At 59.7% G+C, this 15,349-nt stretch carries 12 protein-coding genes; 9 read left to right on the top strand and 3 right to left on the bottom strand.

Annotated features, from left to right (window positions below):
• Position 1: 1 nt before the first annotated feature.
• On the bottom strand, positions 2-880 hold the full coding sequence (locus M8997_RS03215) for an alpha/beta fold hydrolase (RefSeq protein ID WP_250013579.1): 879 nt from the start codon (positions 878-880) through the stop codon (positions 2-4).
• A gap of 218 nt (positions 881-1,098) precedes the next feature.
• Between M8997_RS03215 and M8997_RS03220 the strand changes: the two genes are divergently transcribed.
• The 7 genes from M8997_RS03220 to gltX all read left to right on the top strand — a co-directional run bounded on the left by M8997_RS03220 (position 1,099) and on the right by gltX (position 9,997).
• Positions 1,099-2,478, top strand: coding sequence for a class II 3-deoxy-7-phosphoheptulonate synthase (locus tag M8997_RS03220; protein WP_250013581.1), 1,380 nt, complete (start codon positions 1,099-1,101; stop codon positions 2,476-2,478).
• 125 nt (positions 2,479-2,603) lie between these two features.
• The gene (gene nhaA, locus M8997_RS03225; protein WP_250013583.1) at positions 2,604-3,782 is read left to right on the top strand and encodes a Na+/H+ antiporter NhaA; all 1,179 of its coding nucleotides are present in this window, start codon (positions 2,604-2,606) and stop codon (positions 3,780-3,782) included.
• 30 nt (positions 3,783-3,812) lie between these two features.
• Complete coding sequence (locus tag M8997_RS03230; RefSeq protein WP_250013584.1) at positions 3,813-4,238, top strand: GFA family protein; 426 nt, start codon at positions 3,813-3,815, stop codon at positions 4,236-4,238.
• Positions 4,239-4,290: 52 nt separating this feature from the next.
• Positions 4,291-4,641, top strand: coding sequence for a diacylglycerol kinase (locus M8997_RS03235; RefSeq protein WP_250013586.1), 351 nt, complete (start codon positions 4,291-4,293; stop codon positions 4,639-4,641).
• A gap of 51 nt (positions 4,642-4,692) precedes the next feature.
• Positions 4,693-6,363, top strand: a complete 1,671-nt coding sequence (locus tag M8997_RS03240) for an NAD+ synthase (protein WP_250013588.1) — start codon at positions 4,693-4,695, stop codon at positions 6,361-6,363.
• Positions 6,364-6,730: 367 nt separating this feature from the next.
• Positions 6,731-8,545: an ABC transporter ATP-binding protein gene (locus M8997_RS03245; RefSeq protein ID WP_250013590.1), complete on the top strand. Its 1,815-nt coding sequence runs from the start codon at positions 6,731-6,733 to the stop codon at positions 8,543-8,545.
• A gap of 78 nt (positions 8,546-8,623) precedes the next feature.
• A complete protein-coding gene (gene gltX, locus M8997_RS03250) occupies positions 8,624-9,997 on the top strand; it encodes a glutamate--tRNA ligase (RefSeq protein ID WP_250013592.1) in 1,374 nt (457 codons plus the stop codon).
• On the opposite strand, the gene M8997_RS03255 is transcribed toward gltX, so the two are convergent.
• Both M8997_RS03255 and M8997_RS03260 read right to left on the bottom strand, forming a co-directional pair.
• Positions 9,915-10,859, bottom strand: a complete 945-nt coding sequence (locus M8997_RS03255; RefSeq protein WP_252597179.1) for a DUF2865 domain-containing protein — start codon at positions 10,857-10,859, stop codon at positions 9,915-9,917. The genes gltX and M8997_RS03255 overlap by 83 nt on opposite strands.
• Positions 10,860-10,955: 96 nt before the next feature.
• On the bottom strand, positions 10,956-13,253 hold the full coding sequence (locus M8997_RS03260) for an NADP-dependent malic enzyme (protein ID WP_250013597.1): 2,298 nt from the start codon (positions 13,251-13,253) through the stop codon (positions 10,956-10,958).
• A gap of 221 nt (positions 13,254-13,474) precedes the next feature.
• On the opposite strand from M8997_RS03260, the gene M8997_RS03265 reads away from it, so the two are divergent.
• Together M8997_RS03265 and M8997_RS03270 are read left to right on the top strand one after the other, a co-directional pair.
• Complete coding sequence (locus M8997_RS03265) at positions 13,475-14,296, top strand: UDP-2,3-diacylglucosamine diphosphatase (RefSeq protein ID WP_250013599.1); 822 nt, start codon at positions 13,475-13,477, stop codon at positions 14,294-14,296.
• The gene (locus M8997_RS03270; protein WP_250013602.1) at positions 14,286-15,347 is read left to right on the top strand and encodes a glycosyltransferase family 1 protein; all 1,062 of its coding nucleotides are present in this window, start codon (positions 14,286-14,288) and stop codon (positions 15,345-15,347) included. The genes M8997_RS03265 and M8997_RS03270 overlap by 11 nt, the downstream gene beginning before the upstream one ends.
• The last annotated feature ends 2 nt before the right edge of the window (positions 15,348-15,349 follow it).

The following is a 15,349-nucleotide window of genomic DNA, read 5'->3' on the forward strand; positions in this document are numbered from 1 at the left end:
TCTAGGCGGCCTCTGGCCTGTGCAAGGCGCACGACCCCGCCGGCAGGTCACCCTGCAACAGCCAGTTTGCGACGGGCGCCCATAGTGCATCGGCGCGATGCTTGCGGAAGAAGCCAATATGGCCGATCTTGTCGCCTGCCTCGGGGGAGAGCCAGATTTCATGGATCGTCGAATTCTCGAAGCGCTCCATCAACGCACCGATAGCGCGCGGCGTCCCCCAAGGGTCGTCATTTATGCCGATACTGAGAATAGGCGTCCTGACGGTGGGAAAAAAGCGCGCTTCGGGGACTTTGGCGTCCTCGAAGAGGAAGTTGCGGTTTCTGCACCAGCGGGCCCAATCGCGGAATATGCTTCCGGGCAAGGCTTCGCCGATGCCGCTCCATTTGGGAAGGCGGCCGAGGGGGAAGGTAAGAGGGACACCGACGAGATTCATTCGGGCGAATACCGCCAAAGGTTCGGCTGTGTTGCGATAATATCCCGAAAGGGACGCGACGGTGGCATATCGGTCGAAGCGGGCCGAGTGGTCGTTCAATCCGAGTGCGACGCCGCCGAATGAATGGCCGATACCGACGATCCTGTTGCCGTTCGCGTGGGCGCTGAGTTCCTGAAGCGCAGCCGGTAAATCCAGCGCGCCCCAATCCTTCATGTTCAGCCGCGATCTCCATTTCTTGTCCGCAGACGATTTCGCCACGCCGCGATAATCATAGGTCAGCACGTGGGATGCGCCGTTCTCGACCAGGAACGCCGCGAAATGGCGATAGAACGTTTCAGGTACGGCCGCAGCCGACGACAGGAGTACTGCCGGCTTGTGGCCTGTTCCCTTGAACAAGCTGCCACGCAACTCGAAGCCGTCCGCAGCGCGGAAGCTGATCTCCTCCATCGAAGTCTCCATATTACCTTGACGTAAAGGTAATATTATTCGGCGGCCAGGGCAATGGTTTCGTCATATGCCGAAGCGTCGTTGTCGAAGCGCTGTGATCAGGACTGGTGCGTGTCACATAATTAGACTATATGAGCGCCTTCTGAGACATTTTCGGAAACTTCAACCCATAAGTTTTGACCTAATCAACATGTAGAAAGCAAGCAACAGGTGCAATAATGACGAAGAACTGGACACCGACATCCTGGAGAGGCAAACCGATCAAGCAGGTGCCTTTTTACCCGGACGCTCAGGCATTGAGCGATGTCGAGGCTCGTCTTCGCACCTATCCGCCGCTTGTATTTGCAGGTGAGGCACGCAAGCTGAAAAGACAGCTTGCCGCCGTTGCCCATGGCGAAGGATTCCTGTTGCAGGGCGGCGATTGCGCCGAGAGCTTTGCCGAGCATGGCGCTGACAATATTCGCGACTTCTTCCGCGTGTTCCTGCAGATGGCAGTCGTACTCACGTTCGGCGCATCGCAGCCGGTGGTGAAGATCGGGCGCATCGCAGGCCAGTTCGCCAAACCGCGGTCCTCGGACACCGAAACCAAGAACGGCATCGAGCTCCCGGCCTATCGCGGCGACATCATCAATGGAACCGAGTTCAGCGAACAGGCTCGCATCCCTGATCCTGCCCGGCAGGAAATGGCCTACCGGCAGTCGGCGGCGACGCTCAACCTGCTTCGTGCGTTCGCGCAGGGCGGTTACGCCAATCTTGAGAACGTCAACCAGTGGATGCTCGGCTTTGTCGCCGACAGCCCGCAGGGCGAGCGCTATGGCATGTTGGCCCGGCGCATCTCGGACACGATCGATTTCATGCGGGCAGTGGGCATCACCGCCGAGACGAACGCGCAATTGCGCGAGACGGATTTCTACACGAGCCATGAAGCTCTGCTGCTTGGCTATGAAGAAGCCCTGACCCGCGTGGATTCGACCTCGGGCGACTGGTACGCCACGTCCGGGCACATGATCTGGGTCGGTGACCGCACCCGGCAGGCCGACCATGCACATATCGAATATTGCCGCGGCATCAAGAATCCGCTTGGCCTGAAGTGCGGACCGTCGCTCGAGCCGGACGATCTTCTGCGCCTGATCGACTTGCTGAATCCCGCCAACGAGGCTGGGCGGCTCACGCTGATCGCCCGCTTCGGCCATGACAAGGTTGGCGATCATCTGCCCAAGCTCATTCGGGCTGTGCAAAAGGAAGGCCGCAATGTCGTATGGTCATGCGATCCGATGCACGGCAACACGATCACCGCGAATGGCTACAAGACACGGCCGTTCGACCGCATCCTGAAAGAGGTAGAAGCGTTTTTTGCAGTTCATCATGCCGAGGGCACCTATGCAGGTGGCATTCACATCGAGATGACGGGCAATAACGTCACCGAGTGCACCGGTGGCGCCCGCGCTATCTCCGCCGATGATCTGCAGGATCGGTACCACACGCATTGCGATCCGCGACTCAATGCCGACCAGGCACTGGAACTTGCGTTTCTCGTTGCCGAACTGCTGAAGAAGGAACGCGACAGTCAGCCACAGAAGCTGGCGGTCAACGCTTGAAGCAGCGACGAATACCCATGTGAAAAGGGCGGCCTTTGGGTCGCCCTTTTACTTTGGCAGTTCATAATCACGTTATGAATGACTTTCGACTGGTGTTTTTTGCTTCCGGATTCTATCAAGTCGGCATGCAAAAAGAACCTCGCCGCGTCCGCCTTTCCAAAGCCTTCCGTTCCTTCATCGAGAATGAAGCTTCTGGCGGCATCATCCTGATGATCGTTGCAGCGCTTGCTCTGGTGGTGGCGAACTCGCCCTGGAGCGAGCTTTATTTCGGCCTTCTGCATGTCGAGGTCGGCGGATTGAGCATACTCCATTGGGTGAATGATGCCCTGATGGCGATCTTCTTCCTGCTCGTCGGACTGGAAATCAAGCGCGAGATGATCAGCGGGCAATTGTCGAGCTGGCCGCGCCGCGCATTGCCGGGTTTTGCGGCAGTGGGCGGCATGCTGGTGCCTGCGCTGATCTTCATCGCGTTTAACAGGGGCAATACGATCCACGGCTGGGCGATTCCATCGGCGACCGATATCGCATTTTCGCTTGGCGTACTTTCGCTCCTCGGCTCGCGCGTGCCAATGTCGCTGAAGGTGTTCCTGACGGCCTTGGCGATCATCGACGACCTTGGCGCCGTCATCATCATCGCGCTTTTCTATTCGAGTGGAATTCACGTGCCGGCGCTCATAGGCGTGGCCGTGGTGTTCCTGATCCTCATTGCAATGAACCGCATGGGCATGATGCAGCTCTGGGCCTATGTCATCCTCGGCGTCATCCTCTGGATACTGGTGTTCAAGTCCGGCATCCACGCAACCATAGCCGGGGTGCTGCTGGCGCTGGCGATACCAATGCGCGGCAGCGGCAAAGCCGCTTCGGAATCGCCGTTGCATACGCTCGAACATGCGATCCAGCCATGGGTCGGTTTCGCGGTGGTGCCAATCTTCGGCTTCGCCAATGCCGGCGTCTCGTTCAGTGGCGTCGCTCTCTCCAATCTGGCGGATCCGGTGCCGCTCGGCGTCGCGGCAGGGCTGTTCATAGGCAAACAGCTTGGCGTCTTCTCCTTTGCCTGGCTCGCCATCAAGCTGCGCCTTTCGGAGCGGCCTGCAGGAACGACATGGACGCAGCTCTACGGCGTAGCCATCCTGTGCGGCATCGGCTTCACGATGAGCCTGTTCATCGGGCTGCTGGCCTATTCGGACTCGACCATATTGCAGGACGAAACAAAGCTCGGCGTCCTGATGGGCTCGCTGCTGTCAGCGCTTTTCGGCGCGGCTTTGTTGGCCGTGGCGGCCAGACGCCCTGCCAGGCAGGGCTAGATGCGGCAACAAACCTCCGAAGGGGCAGGGATGGCGGATATACATACGGGGTCATGTCTTTGCGGCGAAGTCAGCTTCAAGACCAGCGGTCCGTTGCGTGGCGTCGTCTATTGCCATTGTACGCAATGCCGCAAACAGTCCGGACATCATTATGCGGCGACCAACGTTCTTGACGATAATATCGAGATTTCCGGTACCGACCATCTGAGCTGGTATCGCGCAAGCAAGCAGGCAAGGCGCGGCTTCTGCCGTGATTGCGGTTCGGCACTGTTCTGGAAGCATGACGATCTGGATTATATCTCCGTCATGGCCGGTGCGTTCGAGGCTCCGTCCGGATTGAAGGGGGAGTGCCATATCTTCGTTGCCGACAAGGGCGATTATTATGAGATTGACGATGGTCTGCCGCAATTTGCCGCGAGCGGCAGTATCGTCGTTGCCAATCATGATCATGATTGACGGTTCATATTCGGCCAGTGATCGCTAGGTTCAAGGGATTGGAGGCGCAGCCATGCAACGATTGATCGCCGCCTTCATCAACTCGATGAGGGCATTGCGGCATCTCGCCAGGAACGAGAAGGCCGTCCAGCAGGAACTGGCGATCTTCCTGCTTTCCATTCCGGTTGCAGCGGCAATCGCGCCCTCGGCGCTCATATTCCTGCTCCTGACCGGCTCACTGCTATTCCTCATCATGATCGAGGTGCTCAATACCGGAATCGAGGCCGCCTGCGACGCGGTCTCAAAGGACTTTCACAAGGAAATCCAGATCGCCAAGGATTGCGGCTCGCTTGCGGTTCTCATTTCGGTTGTTCTCGTTGCGGGTATCTGGCTCTATATATTGTGGAGTCTCTATCTGGCCTGAAGCGGCCCGGCATCTATTGTCCATCCCATAGCAAAGCGATATATGTTCACTATGAGCAAAAATCCCGACGTCCTCCGCATAGCCATCGCCCAACTCAATCCGATACTGGGAGATATCAAGGGAAATCTCGCGAAAGCGCGCGAAGCCCGTTCCGATGCGGCACGACAGGGCGCCGACCTCATCCTCTATACCGAACTGTTCATTTCCGGTTACCCGCCGGAAGATCTCGTTTTGAAACAGGCGTTCATCGAGGCATGCGAAGCGGCGGTCAACGAATTCGCACTGGATACCGCCGATGGCGGCCCGGGCGTCATCATCGGAACGCCGTTGCGGCGTCCGACCGGGCTGCACAATTCCGTGGTCGTCCTTGATGGCGGCAAGGTGATCGCCGAGCGCTACAAGGTTGATCTTCCGAATTATGGCGAGTTCGACGAGAAGCGCGTCTTCCAGGCAGGGCCGATGCCAGGGCCGGTGAACTTCCGCGGCACGCGCATCGGCATACCGATCTGCGAGGACATCTGGGGCGACCTGGGCGTCTGCGAGACGTTGGCGGAGAGCGGCGCCGAGATCCTCTGCGTGCCGAACGGTTCGCCCTATTATCAGGGCAAGGTGGATGTGCGTCATCAGGTGGCATTGCGGCAGGTCATCGAGACCGGGCTTCCGCTCATCTTCGCAAACCAGCTCGGCGGGCAGGATGATCTGATCTTCGACGGCGCTTCATTCGCCTTCAATGGCGACAAGAGCCTTGCATTCCAGATGTCGCAGTTCGAAGAGCAAATCATCGTCGTGACCTGGCGGCGCACGGAAGGCGGCTGGGTCTGCAGCGAAGGGCCGGCGTCGCGCATTCCGGAAGGTGAGGAGGCCAACTACCGCGCCTGCATGCTCGGCCTGCGGGACTACGTCAACAAGAACGGCTTCAAGGATGTCGTTCTGGGACTGTCCGGCGGCATCGATTCTGCCATTTGTGCGGCGCTGGCTGTGGATGCCCTCGGCGAAGAACGGCTGCGGGCAGTAATGATGCCATATCGCTATACATCGAAAGATTCGCTGAAGGATGCCGAGGACTGCGCACGCCTCCTTGGCTGCCGCTACGATATCGTGCCGATCTTCGAGCCCGTCGAGGGGTTCCTCAAGACGCTCGCGCCGACTTTTGCCGGAACGGAACCGGGCATCACCGAGGAAAACCTGCAAAGCCGTGCTCGTGGCACGATCCTGATGGCGATTTCCAACAAATTCGGCTCGATGGTGGTCACGACAGGCAATAAATCCGAGATGTCAGTTGGCTACGCCACGCTCTACGGCGATATGAATGGCGGCTACAATCCGATCAAGGACATCTACAAGATGCAGGTCTACGCCATGTCGGAATGGCGCAATCGCAATGTGCCGGCTGGAGGGCTGGGGCCGTCGGGGGAGGTGATCCCCAACAATATCATCAGCAAGGCGCCGTCGGCCGAACTGCGGGAAAACCAGACCGACCAGGATTCACTGCCGCCATATCCCATCCTCGACGATATTCTCCAGAGCCTGGTGGAAAACGAGATGGGTGTCGATGAAATCGTCCAACGCGGCCATGACCGGGCGACGGTCGAACGTATCGAGCATCTGCTTTACATCGCCGAATATAAGCGGCGGCAATCGGCGCCGGGGGTGAAGGTAACCCGCAAGAATTTCGGCAGGGACCGGCGCTATCCGATCACCAATCGTTTCCGCGACCGCTAAGGCGCCAAGCGAGCAACTGTTGCAAAGAGGCCGCACCAGCGGCCTGGCCGCTTCCCAGGTTCCATTTTGGTGCTTGGCGCTTGATCACGATTCACATATAGAACATATTCCGGCACTCCAGACCGGGAGGTTCATGAATGAGACCATTTCATATGTCCCGACAGGGCGGCGTCCATTCCTGACTTGTGGTGAGCGAAGGTCATTCGACCTTCTATTGGCTTCATGAGTCAAGAATAGCTATCGCCAATTTGGCCTTTCCCGTATTCGGGCGAGACGCCAACCAGTTTGCCGCAACAAGTCGTCATAACCAGCGGCATCTCCATCTTTGTGAAGCTATTGAGGCCGGTGCTTGCACCGGGCAATCGTCATGACATTCTTACGACTCGAGATCCGAGGCGGAGCTTTCCGCAGCGTGTTCGGATTCACCTGGAAATATTGGCAGAAGCAACCCGTTCGCCTGGTTGTGATCCTGGCGGCCATATTGCTGGCCACGCTGGCGGACATCCTGACCCCGCTCTATTCCGGCCGGCTGGTTGATGCCGTCGTGGGCGGTCAGCCGAGTGACCAGGTCGCATGGGATGCAGCCATGGCCGCATTCATGATGCTTCTGGCGCTTTCGGTCAGCGCGGTCGTATTCCGCTACATCACGTTCATGCAGGTGGTGGTTCTCACCCTGAACATGATGTCCGGCATAGCCTCCGCCGCCTTTTATCGCATCCAGAGGTTTTCGACCGACTGGCACGCCAATAGCTTCGCGGGCTCGACCGTCCGCAAGGTTACGCGTGGCATGTGGGCGCTCGACCTGCTGAACGACACCTTGCTCGTCGCGTTGTTTCCGTCAGTCGTCATGCTGGTGGGATCGACCTTGCTCATGACCTGGCACTGGCCGCTGATGGGCCTGATCTTCGGTGCCGGGTCACTGCTCTTCATCGTGGTCACGGTGCTGATGTCGCTCGGCTATGTCGCCCCGATGGCGAGCCTTGCAAACAGCTGGGATACGAGGCTTGGTGGCGCCCTGGCCGATGCCATCAGTTGCAACGCGGTGGTCAAGGGCTTCGGTGCCGAGGCCCGCGAGGATGCTCGTCTCGCAAAGGTCATCGCCAAATGGCGAGACCGCACCGACAAGACGTGGCGGAGGGCGACCTACAACGGAACGACGCAGGGCATGCTGCTTGTCCTGTTGCGCGCCGCCATCATCGGCTTTTCGCTGGTCCTGTGGGCCAGCGGCCAGGCCAGCGCCGGTGATATCACCTTCGTCCTCACGTCGTTTTTCATTCTGCAGGGTTACCTGCGGGAGGTCGGCATGGACGTCCGCAACCTGCAGCGATCGGTGAACGACATGGAAGAACTGGTTGAAATCCATGGGCAGAAGCTGGGTATCGAAGATGTGCCTGGGGCCAAGCCGATCCGGATTTCCGCCGGCAAGATCGAGGTGGACAATGTGACGTTCCATTATGGTGCTCACCAGAAACCGCTCTATGACCGCTTCTCCGTTGTCATAAAGCCCGGTGAGCGGGTGGGTCTGGTCGGTCATTCGGGCTCGGGTAAATCGACCTTCGTCAAGCTGGTACAGCGCCTGCACGACGTGAAGGCGGGTCAGATATTGATCGACGGGCAGGACATCGCCAGCGTCACGCAGGCATCCCTGCGCCAGCAGATAGCCATCGTGCAGCAGGAACCGATCCTGTTTCACCGTTCGTTGGCCGAGAATATCGCCTATGGACGGATGAATGCCACGCAGGCGGAGATCGAAGAGGCCGCGCGTCAGGCCAGTGCTCATGATTTCATCATGAACCTGCCGAAGGGCTACGCGACGCTGGTCGGCGAACGGGGCGTGAAGCTGTCGGGCGGCGAGCGGCAAAGGGTGGCGATTGCGCGTGCTTTCCTGGCGGACGCACGGATCCTCATCCTGGACGAAGCCACGTCGAGCCTCGACTCCGAATCCGAGGTGCTGATCCAGCAGGCGATGGAGCGGTTGATGTATGGGCGGACGACCCTGGTCATTGCCCATCGGCTGTCGACCGTCCGCTCGCTGGACAGGCTGCTCGTGTTCGACCATGGCCGGATAGCCGAGGAAGGAGACCATGATACCCTGATCCGCAGGCCGAACGGCATCTATCGCGGCCTGTTCGAACTGCAGGCGCTGGAACTGACAAAGGGGCTCGTCCTCAATGATGGCTAGGCTCTTCGCCCCTGATATGGGCCGCGGCGACACGCGGCCCATATTGCCAATCCAGGCGCCATCCGATATGCCCCGGTCATGACTGTCACCGTTCGTTTTGCGCCGTCTCCGACTGGCTACATCCACATTGGCAATACGCGTACTGCCTTGTTCAACTGGCTGTTCGCCCTGAAGAATGACGGCCAGTTCATTCTGCGGTTCGATGATACCGATGTGGAACGTTCGAAGCCCGAATATGCCGAGGCGATCAAGGAGGACGTCGAATGGCTCGGCATCCGTCCGTCGCGCATCGCCTATCAGTCGGATCGTTTCGCGATCTACGCGTCCGCGGTGGAAAAGCTGAAATCCGCCGGGCTGCTATATCCCTGCTACGAGACGCCGGACGAGCTTGAGCGCAAGCGCAAGCTGCGCCTTGCGCGGCGATTGCCGCCGGTTTACGGCCGTGATGCGCTGAAATTGAGCGCTGACGACCGCGCGAAACTCGAAAGCGAGGGCCGCAAGCCGCATTGGCGCTTCCTTCTGCCCAATTTCTCCGCCGATCCTTTCGCGCCGCAAAGAACCGATGTTCATTGGGACGATGTCGTGCGCGGGCCCGAGACGGTCGATCTGGCCTCGCTGTCAGATCCTGTATTGGTGCGTGAGGACGGCACTTATCTGTATACGCTTCCTTCGGTCGTCGATGACATCGACATGGGCGTTACGCATATCATTCGTGGCGATGATCACGTCACCAATAGCGGCGTCCAGATCGCCCTGTTCGAAGCTCTTGGAGCTGTGGCGCCTGCACTCGGCCACCATAATCTCCTTACGACGGTTTCGGGCGAGGGCTTGTCGAAGCGGTCCGGCGCTCTTTCCGTCGGCAGTTTGAGACGCGACGGCTATGAGCCCATGGCGGTTGCAAGCCTTGCGGTGCTTATTGGCACGTCCGAGAATGTTTCGGCGATGCCCGACATGGCGGCGCTGGCGGAAGTCTTCGACCCCAAGGCGACATCCAAATCCGCCTCGAAATTCGACCCGGGCGAGCTGGATACGCTGAACAGGACGCTGATCCACGCAATGCCCTTCGCTGAAGCTGCCCCAAGGCTCGCAGCCCTCGGCGTCGAGGGTGCTATCGCAGAGCCGTTCTGGCTGGCCGTGCGGGGCAACCTGTCGCGTCTGAGCGAAGCGTCGCAATGGTGGGGTATTATCAGGGATGCGCCGTCGGGCGAAGAGACGGTGGCGGAAGACGACAAGGATTATGTGCGTTCCGCATTCGATCTGCTGCCGCCGGAACCCTGGAGCCGCGATACGTGGAAGATCTGGACCGACGCGGTCAAACAGCAGAGCGGACGCAAGGGAAAGACGCTCTTCATGCCGCTGCGCATCGCACTTACCGGACTTGCTTCTGGTCCGGAGCTCGCAGATTTATTGCCCCTTCTTGGTCGGGAAGAAACGTTGGCCCGACGACCCTGACCTTGCGGCTCGGGTCCATCGGCTTGTCCGGCGACAAAGGCTTGGGCAGGGGAGCCTCTGCCTTCGGTGCCTCTGGCTCGCCAGGTCCTGTCACGGCTGAAGGTTTTGCATCGGCGTCGGTCTTCGGGGCTGGCTGCTGTGCTTCAACGGCCGCAGGCTTCGTCGGCGTTTCCACCGGATCTGCCGCTGTCGGAGCGGCGGGGGGCATCGTCTTGGCCTCGACGGGTGCATCGGCACGCGCGGCGGGCTTCTGCGCTGGAACAGTCTCTGCAGCCTTGCCCATGGACCCATTGCCGAGACCTTTGTCATTGCCGGCAGTACTCTCGCATGTGCACTGCGCCGTGCCATTGGCTCCGGCCTTGCGGAATTTGAAGGCGTTCGGCAGGTTGCCATAGGGCTGGCCGGCGAGCGACATCATCGCCTCCGGGCTCTGCCTGTCGGTCGGCCTGTAGAACAGTTTCGCGCCCGGGCACTGCGCTTCGCACCTCGCCTGGTCGCGCTGGAAGTTCTCGGCGCCCGTCTGGTAGGTCAAGGGAAAGTAGTAGCCGTCGCAACTGCGTACGCAGAGCGTCTGGTAGTCGCCGCCATAGATGGGCGTCGTTTCCGCCGGCCGCTCAGCCCCTGGCTGCCCCAGGACCTCATAGGGCGGGTCGTCGTTGACGGAGGGCAGATTGCGGTACTGATGATCGCGTATGGGGCAATCATTGGCATCGAGCGCAGCTTCGATACGGTCCCTGCGCAGATTATATTCGTAGTCGTCGATAGCGTAGTCGCTCGTCAGCTCATCGAGCCTTGCCTGCATGCGGGCACAAACGGCAGGATCGGCCAAGGCCGGTCCCGTCTGCAGAAATGCGCCCAGCATGAAAAACAGCAGTGAACAGAAGCGTATCATCGTCATGCCTATTGATTGGCCGCATGAACCATCACGTCCATGCGGCAGCAATAAGACACCGGGCCGTCAGTCAATTCGTTGTGATGCTTCAACAACCGCAAGCGCCGTCATGTTCACAATACCGCGCGAGGTAACGGACGGCGTCAGGATATGTGCCGGCTTGGCGGCGCCCAGCAGGATGGGGCCGACATGCAAGGCATCCGTCACCGACTTCACCACATTCAAGGTGATGTTCGCGGCATCGAGATTGGGGAACACGAGGAGGTTTGCCTCGTCGCTGAGCCGTGAGTGCGGCAGCACCCTGTCGCGCAGGATCTGCGAAAGCGCTGAATCGCCGTGCATTTCGCCATCCTGTTCCAGGTCGGGCGCTTTGGAGCGCAGGATCTCCGATGCGAGGCGCATCTTCGCCGCGCTTTCCGAATCGCGGGACCCGAAGTTGGAGTGCGACAGCAGCGCAGCCTTGGGCTCGATGCCGAAGCGGCGGATTTCGTTGGCGGCAAGCACGGTCTTTTCAGCGATTTCTTCCGATGTCGGGTCGATGCTGACATAGGTATCGGTAAGGAAGAGCACGCCGCGCTGCGAGATCAGCAGGCTCAGGGCGGAAAAGTTGCGAATTCCCTCCGTCTTGCCGATGATTTGTTCGACATTGCGCAGATGGCGTTCGAACCTGCCTTCAAGACCGCAGATCATGGCATCGGCTTCGCCGCGCACAATGGCGAGGGCGGCGATCACGGTTCCGCTGGCGCGCACCATGGTCCGCGCCACCTCCGGGGTCGTGCCACGACGCCCGGTGAGGTTGACGAGAAGATCGACATAATCGCGGTAGCGCGGATCGTCTTCAGGGTCGATGACGTCGAAATCCGTCCCCAGCTTGATCTTGAGGCCGTAGCGCTTGAGCCGCGTCTCGATGACCTGCGGGCGACCGATGAGCGTCGGGATGGCTATGCCTTCCTCCAGCACCACCTGCGCGGCGCGCAGGACCCGTTCATCTTCGCCGTCCGAGTAGATCACGCGCTTCTTTTCCGCCGATTTTGCTGCGGTGAAGATCGGCTTCATGATCAGGCCCGAACGGAAGACGAACCTGTTGAGCTTGTCGAGATAGGCGTCGAAATCTTCGATCGGCCTGTCGGCGACACCGGTTTCCATGGCGGCCTTGGCCACCGCCGGCGCGATACGCAGGATAAGCCGCGGATCGAACGGCGATGGAATGAGATAATTCGGTCCGAAAGTCGGCGTGTCACCGGAATAGGCGCGGGCCGCCACGTCCGACGGCTCCTCGCGCGCCAGAGCGGCAATCGCCTTTACCGCCGCCATCTTCATCTCCTCATTGATGGCGCGCGCACCGCAGTCCAGCGCACCGCGGAAGATGTAAGGAAAACACAATACGTTGTTGACCTGATTGGGAAAATCCGATCGGCCGGTGCAGATCATCGCGTCCGGACGGGCAGCGCGGGCCTCCTCGGGCATGATTTCGGGATTGGGGTTGGCGAGCGCCATGATCAGCGGGTTCGGCGCCATCTGCTTCAACAGTTCAGGCTTGAGGACCCCGGCCGCCGAAAGGCCGAGAAAGACGTCCGCGCCGGAGATCACGTCCGCCAGGACCCTCGCATCGGTCTTCTGGACGTAGGCGGATTTCCACCGGTCCATCAGCGTATTGCGTCCTTCATAGACGACACCGTCGAGATCGCAGACCCAGATGTTTTTCCGATCCGCGCCGAGCTTGACCAGGAGGTTCAGGCAGGCGAGGGCCGCCGCGCCGGCACCGGAGGCGACGATCTTCACCTTGGACAGATCCTTGCCGGCGAGTTCCATGCCATTCAGGATGGCTGCGGCAACGATGATGGCCGTTCCGTGCTGGTCGTCGTGGAAGACAGGGATGTTCATCCGTTCGCGCAGCTGTTCCTCGACCTCAAAGCACTCGGGAGCCTTGATATCCTCGAGATTGATACCGCCGAATGTGGGTTCGAGCGCCGAAACGACATCGACGATGCGCGCAATCTCATTGGCGTCGATCTCGATGTCGAACACATCGATATTGGCGAACTTCTTGAAGAGGACGGCCTTGCCCTCCATGACCGGCTTCGAAGCCAGCGGGCCGATATTTCCAAGGCCGAGCACCGCCGTACCGTTCGAGATCACGGCGACGAGATTGGCGCGGCTGGTATAATCCGCGGCGGCCGCGGGATTTTCATGGATTGCAAGACAGGGCGCTGCGACGCCCGGCGAGTAGGCGAGCGCCAGGTCGCGCTGGTTGCCCAGGGGCTTGATCGCCTGGATTTCCAGCTTACCCGGCTGCGGAAAGCGATGATAGAACAGAGCGCTCTCTTCGAGATCAGATGTACCGGGCGTTTTATCCTCTGCCATGGACGGTCCTTTCACCTTCGCTCTGCTGCCTTCACGGTTGCACATCCCGAAGAGGTTTGCATCCGCGTCTTGAGGCTGAGAGGCTTAAATGAACTCAGAATCGATACAAGTGTTTATCGCCAGGAACCCCCCATTTTTAGCGCCGTCATACGTTTGTGACATGAATCGGGTTTGTGTCGGCCAATCGGACGCATCCACGTCGTAGCAACGGAGATCGGATCATGATGGATGGCGAGGCACGAAAATTCCGTACGCTCTTTCTGTCGGATATCCATCTTGGGTCGAAGGGCGCAAAGGCCAACTTCCTGCTGGATTTCCTCAAGCATCATGACGCCGATACGATTTATCTCGTCGGCGACATCGTCGATGGATGGCGGCTCCGGCGTTCCTGGCATTGGCCGCAGGAGCACAATGACATCGTGCAGAAGCTGTTGCGGAAGAGCCGGAAAGGCGCCCGGATCTATTATATCGCGGGCAATCACGATGAATTCCTGCGCGATTTCCAGGGGACGCATTTCGGCGGCATCGAGGTGACGGACCGGATGATGCACGAAACCGCGAACGGCAAGAAATATCTCGTCATCCATGGCGATCAGTTCGATGTCGTGGTGCGAAACGCCCGTCATATCGCCTATCTCGGTGATTGGGCCTATGACGCAGCACTGGCGATCAATACGGTCATGAACAAGATGAGGCGCTTGCTGGGCCTGCGCTACTGGTCGTTCTCGGCCTGGGCAAAATTCCGGGTGAAGAAGGCGGTCAATTTCATCGGCTCGTTCCAGACGGTGGTGTCCGACGAAGCCCGGCGAATTGGCGCCGATGGCGTCATCTGCGGCCATATTCATCACGCGACGATCGAGCAGATCGACGGTATCGAATATATCAATACGGGCGATTGGGTGGAGAGCTGCACCGCCATCGTGGAACATTTCGACGGCCGGATGGAGCTTTTGTCCTGGACCCACCTCATCGGCGAGAATGCAGGCTTCGCCCCTGTCGTTCAGCTTGCCGATAAGCGGCCAAAGGCGGCGAATGCAGCCTGAAGACGATACACGGCGACTGGTGATCGTTACGGATGCCTGGCATCCGCAGGTCAATGGTGTTGTCAGGACATTGACCAAGGTGCGCGAGCTGATGGAGGCTCGCGGCTACGAAGTCACCATCATGTCGCCGGCGGATTATCCCTCGGTGCCTTGCCCGACCTATCCGGAGATAAGACTTGCAATGACGCTGCCCGGCGCGCTGAAGGCGCGTCTTGAGGCCATCCAGCCCGCCTATATCCACATAGCGACGGAGGGGCCGCTTGGTTTCATGGCCCGGCGCGCCTGCATGAAGAACAATTGGCGCTTCACGACCAGCTTCCACACGCGCTTTCCCGAATATCTGCGCCAGCGCCTTCCGGTTCCACTGTCGCTTTCCTACGGCCTGCTGCGTCGATTTCACAACTCGGCCCAATGTTGCCTGGTGCCGACGCAGTCGATCCACGATGAACTGTCGCAACGGGGCTTCAAGACGCTAAAAGTCTGGACGCGGGGCGTCGATCGCGCGCTGTTCAAGCCTGAACGCGGTGCCGACCTTGGGCTTCAGCGACCCGTCTTCCTCTGCGTGGGGCGGGTAGCGCCGGAAAAAAACCTTGAAGCCTTCCTCGACCTGGATCTGCCCGGCACAAAGCTGGTCGTTGGCGACGGCCCTGAACTTGAGTCGCTGCGGCGCAAATATCCGAGCGTCGTCTTCGCAGGCAAGAAAGAGGGTGCGGAACTCGCCCATCACTACGCGGCATCGGACGTCTTCGTGTTTCCCAGCCGGACGGACACTTTCGGCCTTGTTCTGCTTGAGGCGATAGCTGCCGGATTGCCGGTCGCGGCCTATCCGGTGCCGGGACCCAAGGATGTCATAGCAGCGACGGGCGCGGGCATATTGGCCGAGGATCTGAGCGTTGCCGCTCTGGAAGCCCTGGCGATGGGGCGCGTCGATCCCGAGAAAAGTCTGAATAAATTCAGCTGGGAAGCCTGCGCCGAAATATTTGAAAGCATATTGGCCTTTATCGGCGCCTCAAGGCCGCGCAATCTGTCCGACCAGGCCCAGAAACCTTAGGC

Origin of the sequence: Phyllobacterium sp. 21LDTY02-6 (genome assembly GCF_023554255.2) — a bacterium.
Lineage (GTDB): Bacteria > Pseudomonadota > Alphaproteobacteria > Rhizobiales > Rhizobiaceae > Phyllobacterium.

Coding starts and splice junctions, on each gene's coding strand:
- M8997_RS03215 (WP_250013579.1), bottom strand. CDS start 880: ATGGAGGAGATCAGCTTCCGCGCTGCGGACGGCTTCGAGTTGCGTGGC.
- M8997_RS03220 (WP_250013581.1), top strand. CDS start 1,099: ATGACGAAGAACTGGACACCGACATCCTGGAGAGGCAAACCGATCAAG.
- nhaA (WP_250013583.1), top strand. CDS start 2,604: ATGCAAAAAGAACCTCGCCGCGTCCGCCTTTCCAAAGCCTTCCGTTCC.
- M8997_RS03230 (WP_250013584.1), top strand. CDS start 3,813: ATGGCGGATATACATACGGGGTCATGTCTTTGCGGCGAAGTCAGCTTC.
- M8997_RS03235 (WP_250013586.1), top strand. CDS start 4,291: ATGCAACGATTGATCGCCGCCTTCATCAACTCGATGAGGGCATTGCGG.
- M8997_RS03240 (WP_250013588.1), top strand. CDS start 4,693: ATGAGCAAAAATCCCGACGTCCTCCGCATAGCCATCGCCCAACTCAAT.
- M8997_RS03245 (WP_250013590.1), top strand. CDS start 6,731: ATGACATTCTTACGACTCGAGATCCGAGGCGGAGCTTTCCGCAGCGTG.
- gltX (WP_250013592.1), top strand. CDS start 8,624: ATGACTGTCACCGTTCGTTTTGCGCCGTCTCCGACTGGCTACATCCAC.
- M8997_RS03255 (WP_252597179.1), bottom strand. CDS start 10,859: ATGCTGGGCGCATTTCTGCAGACGGGACCGGCCTTGGCCGATCCTGCC.
- M8997_RS03260 (WP_250013597.1), bottom strand. CDS start 13,253: ATGGCAGAGGATAAAACGCCCGGTACATCTGATCTCGAAGAGAGCGCT.
- M8997_RS03265 (WP_250013599.1), top strand. CDS start 13,475: ATGATGGATGGCGAGGCACGAAAATTCCGTACGCTCTTTCTGTCGGAT.
- M8997_RS03270 (WP_250013602.1), top strand. CDS start 14,286: ATGCAGCCTGAAGACGATACACGGCGACTGGTGATCGTTACGGATGCC.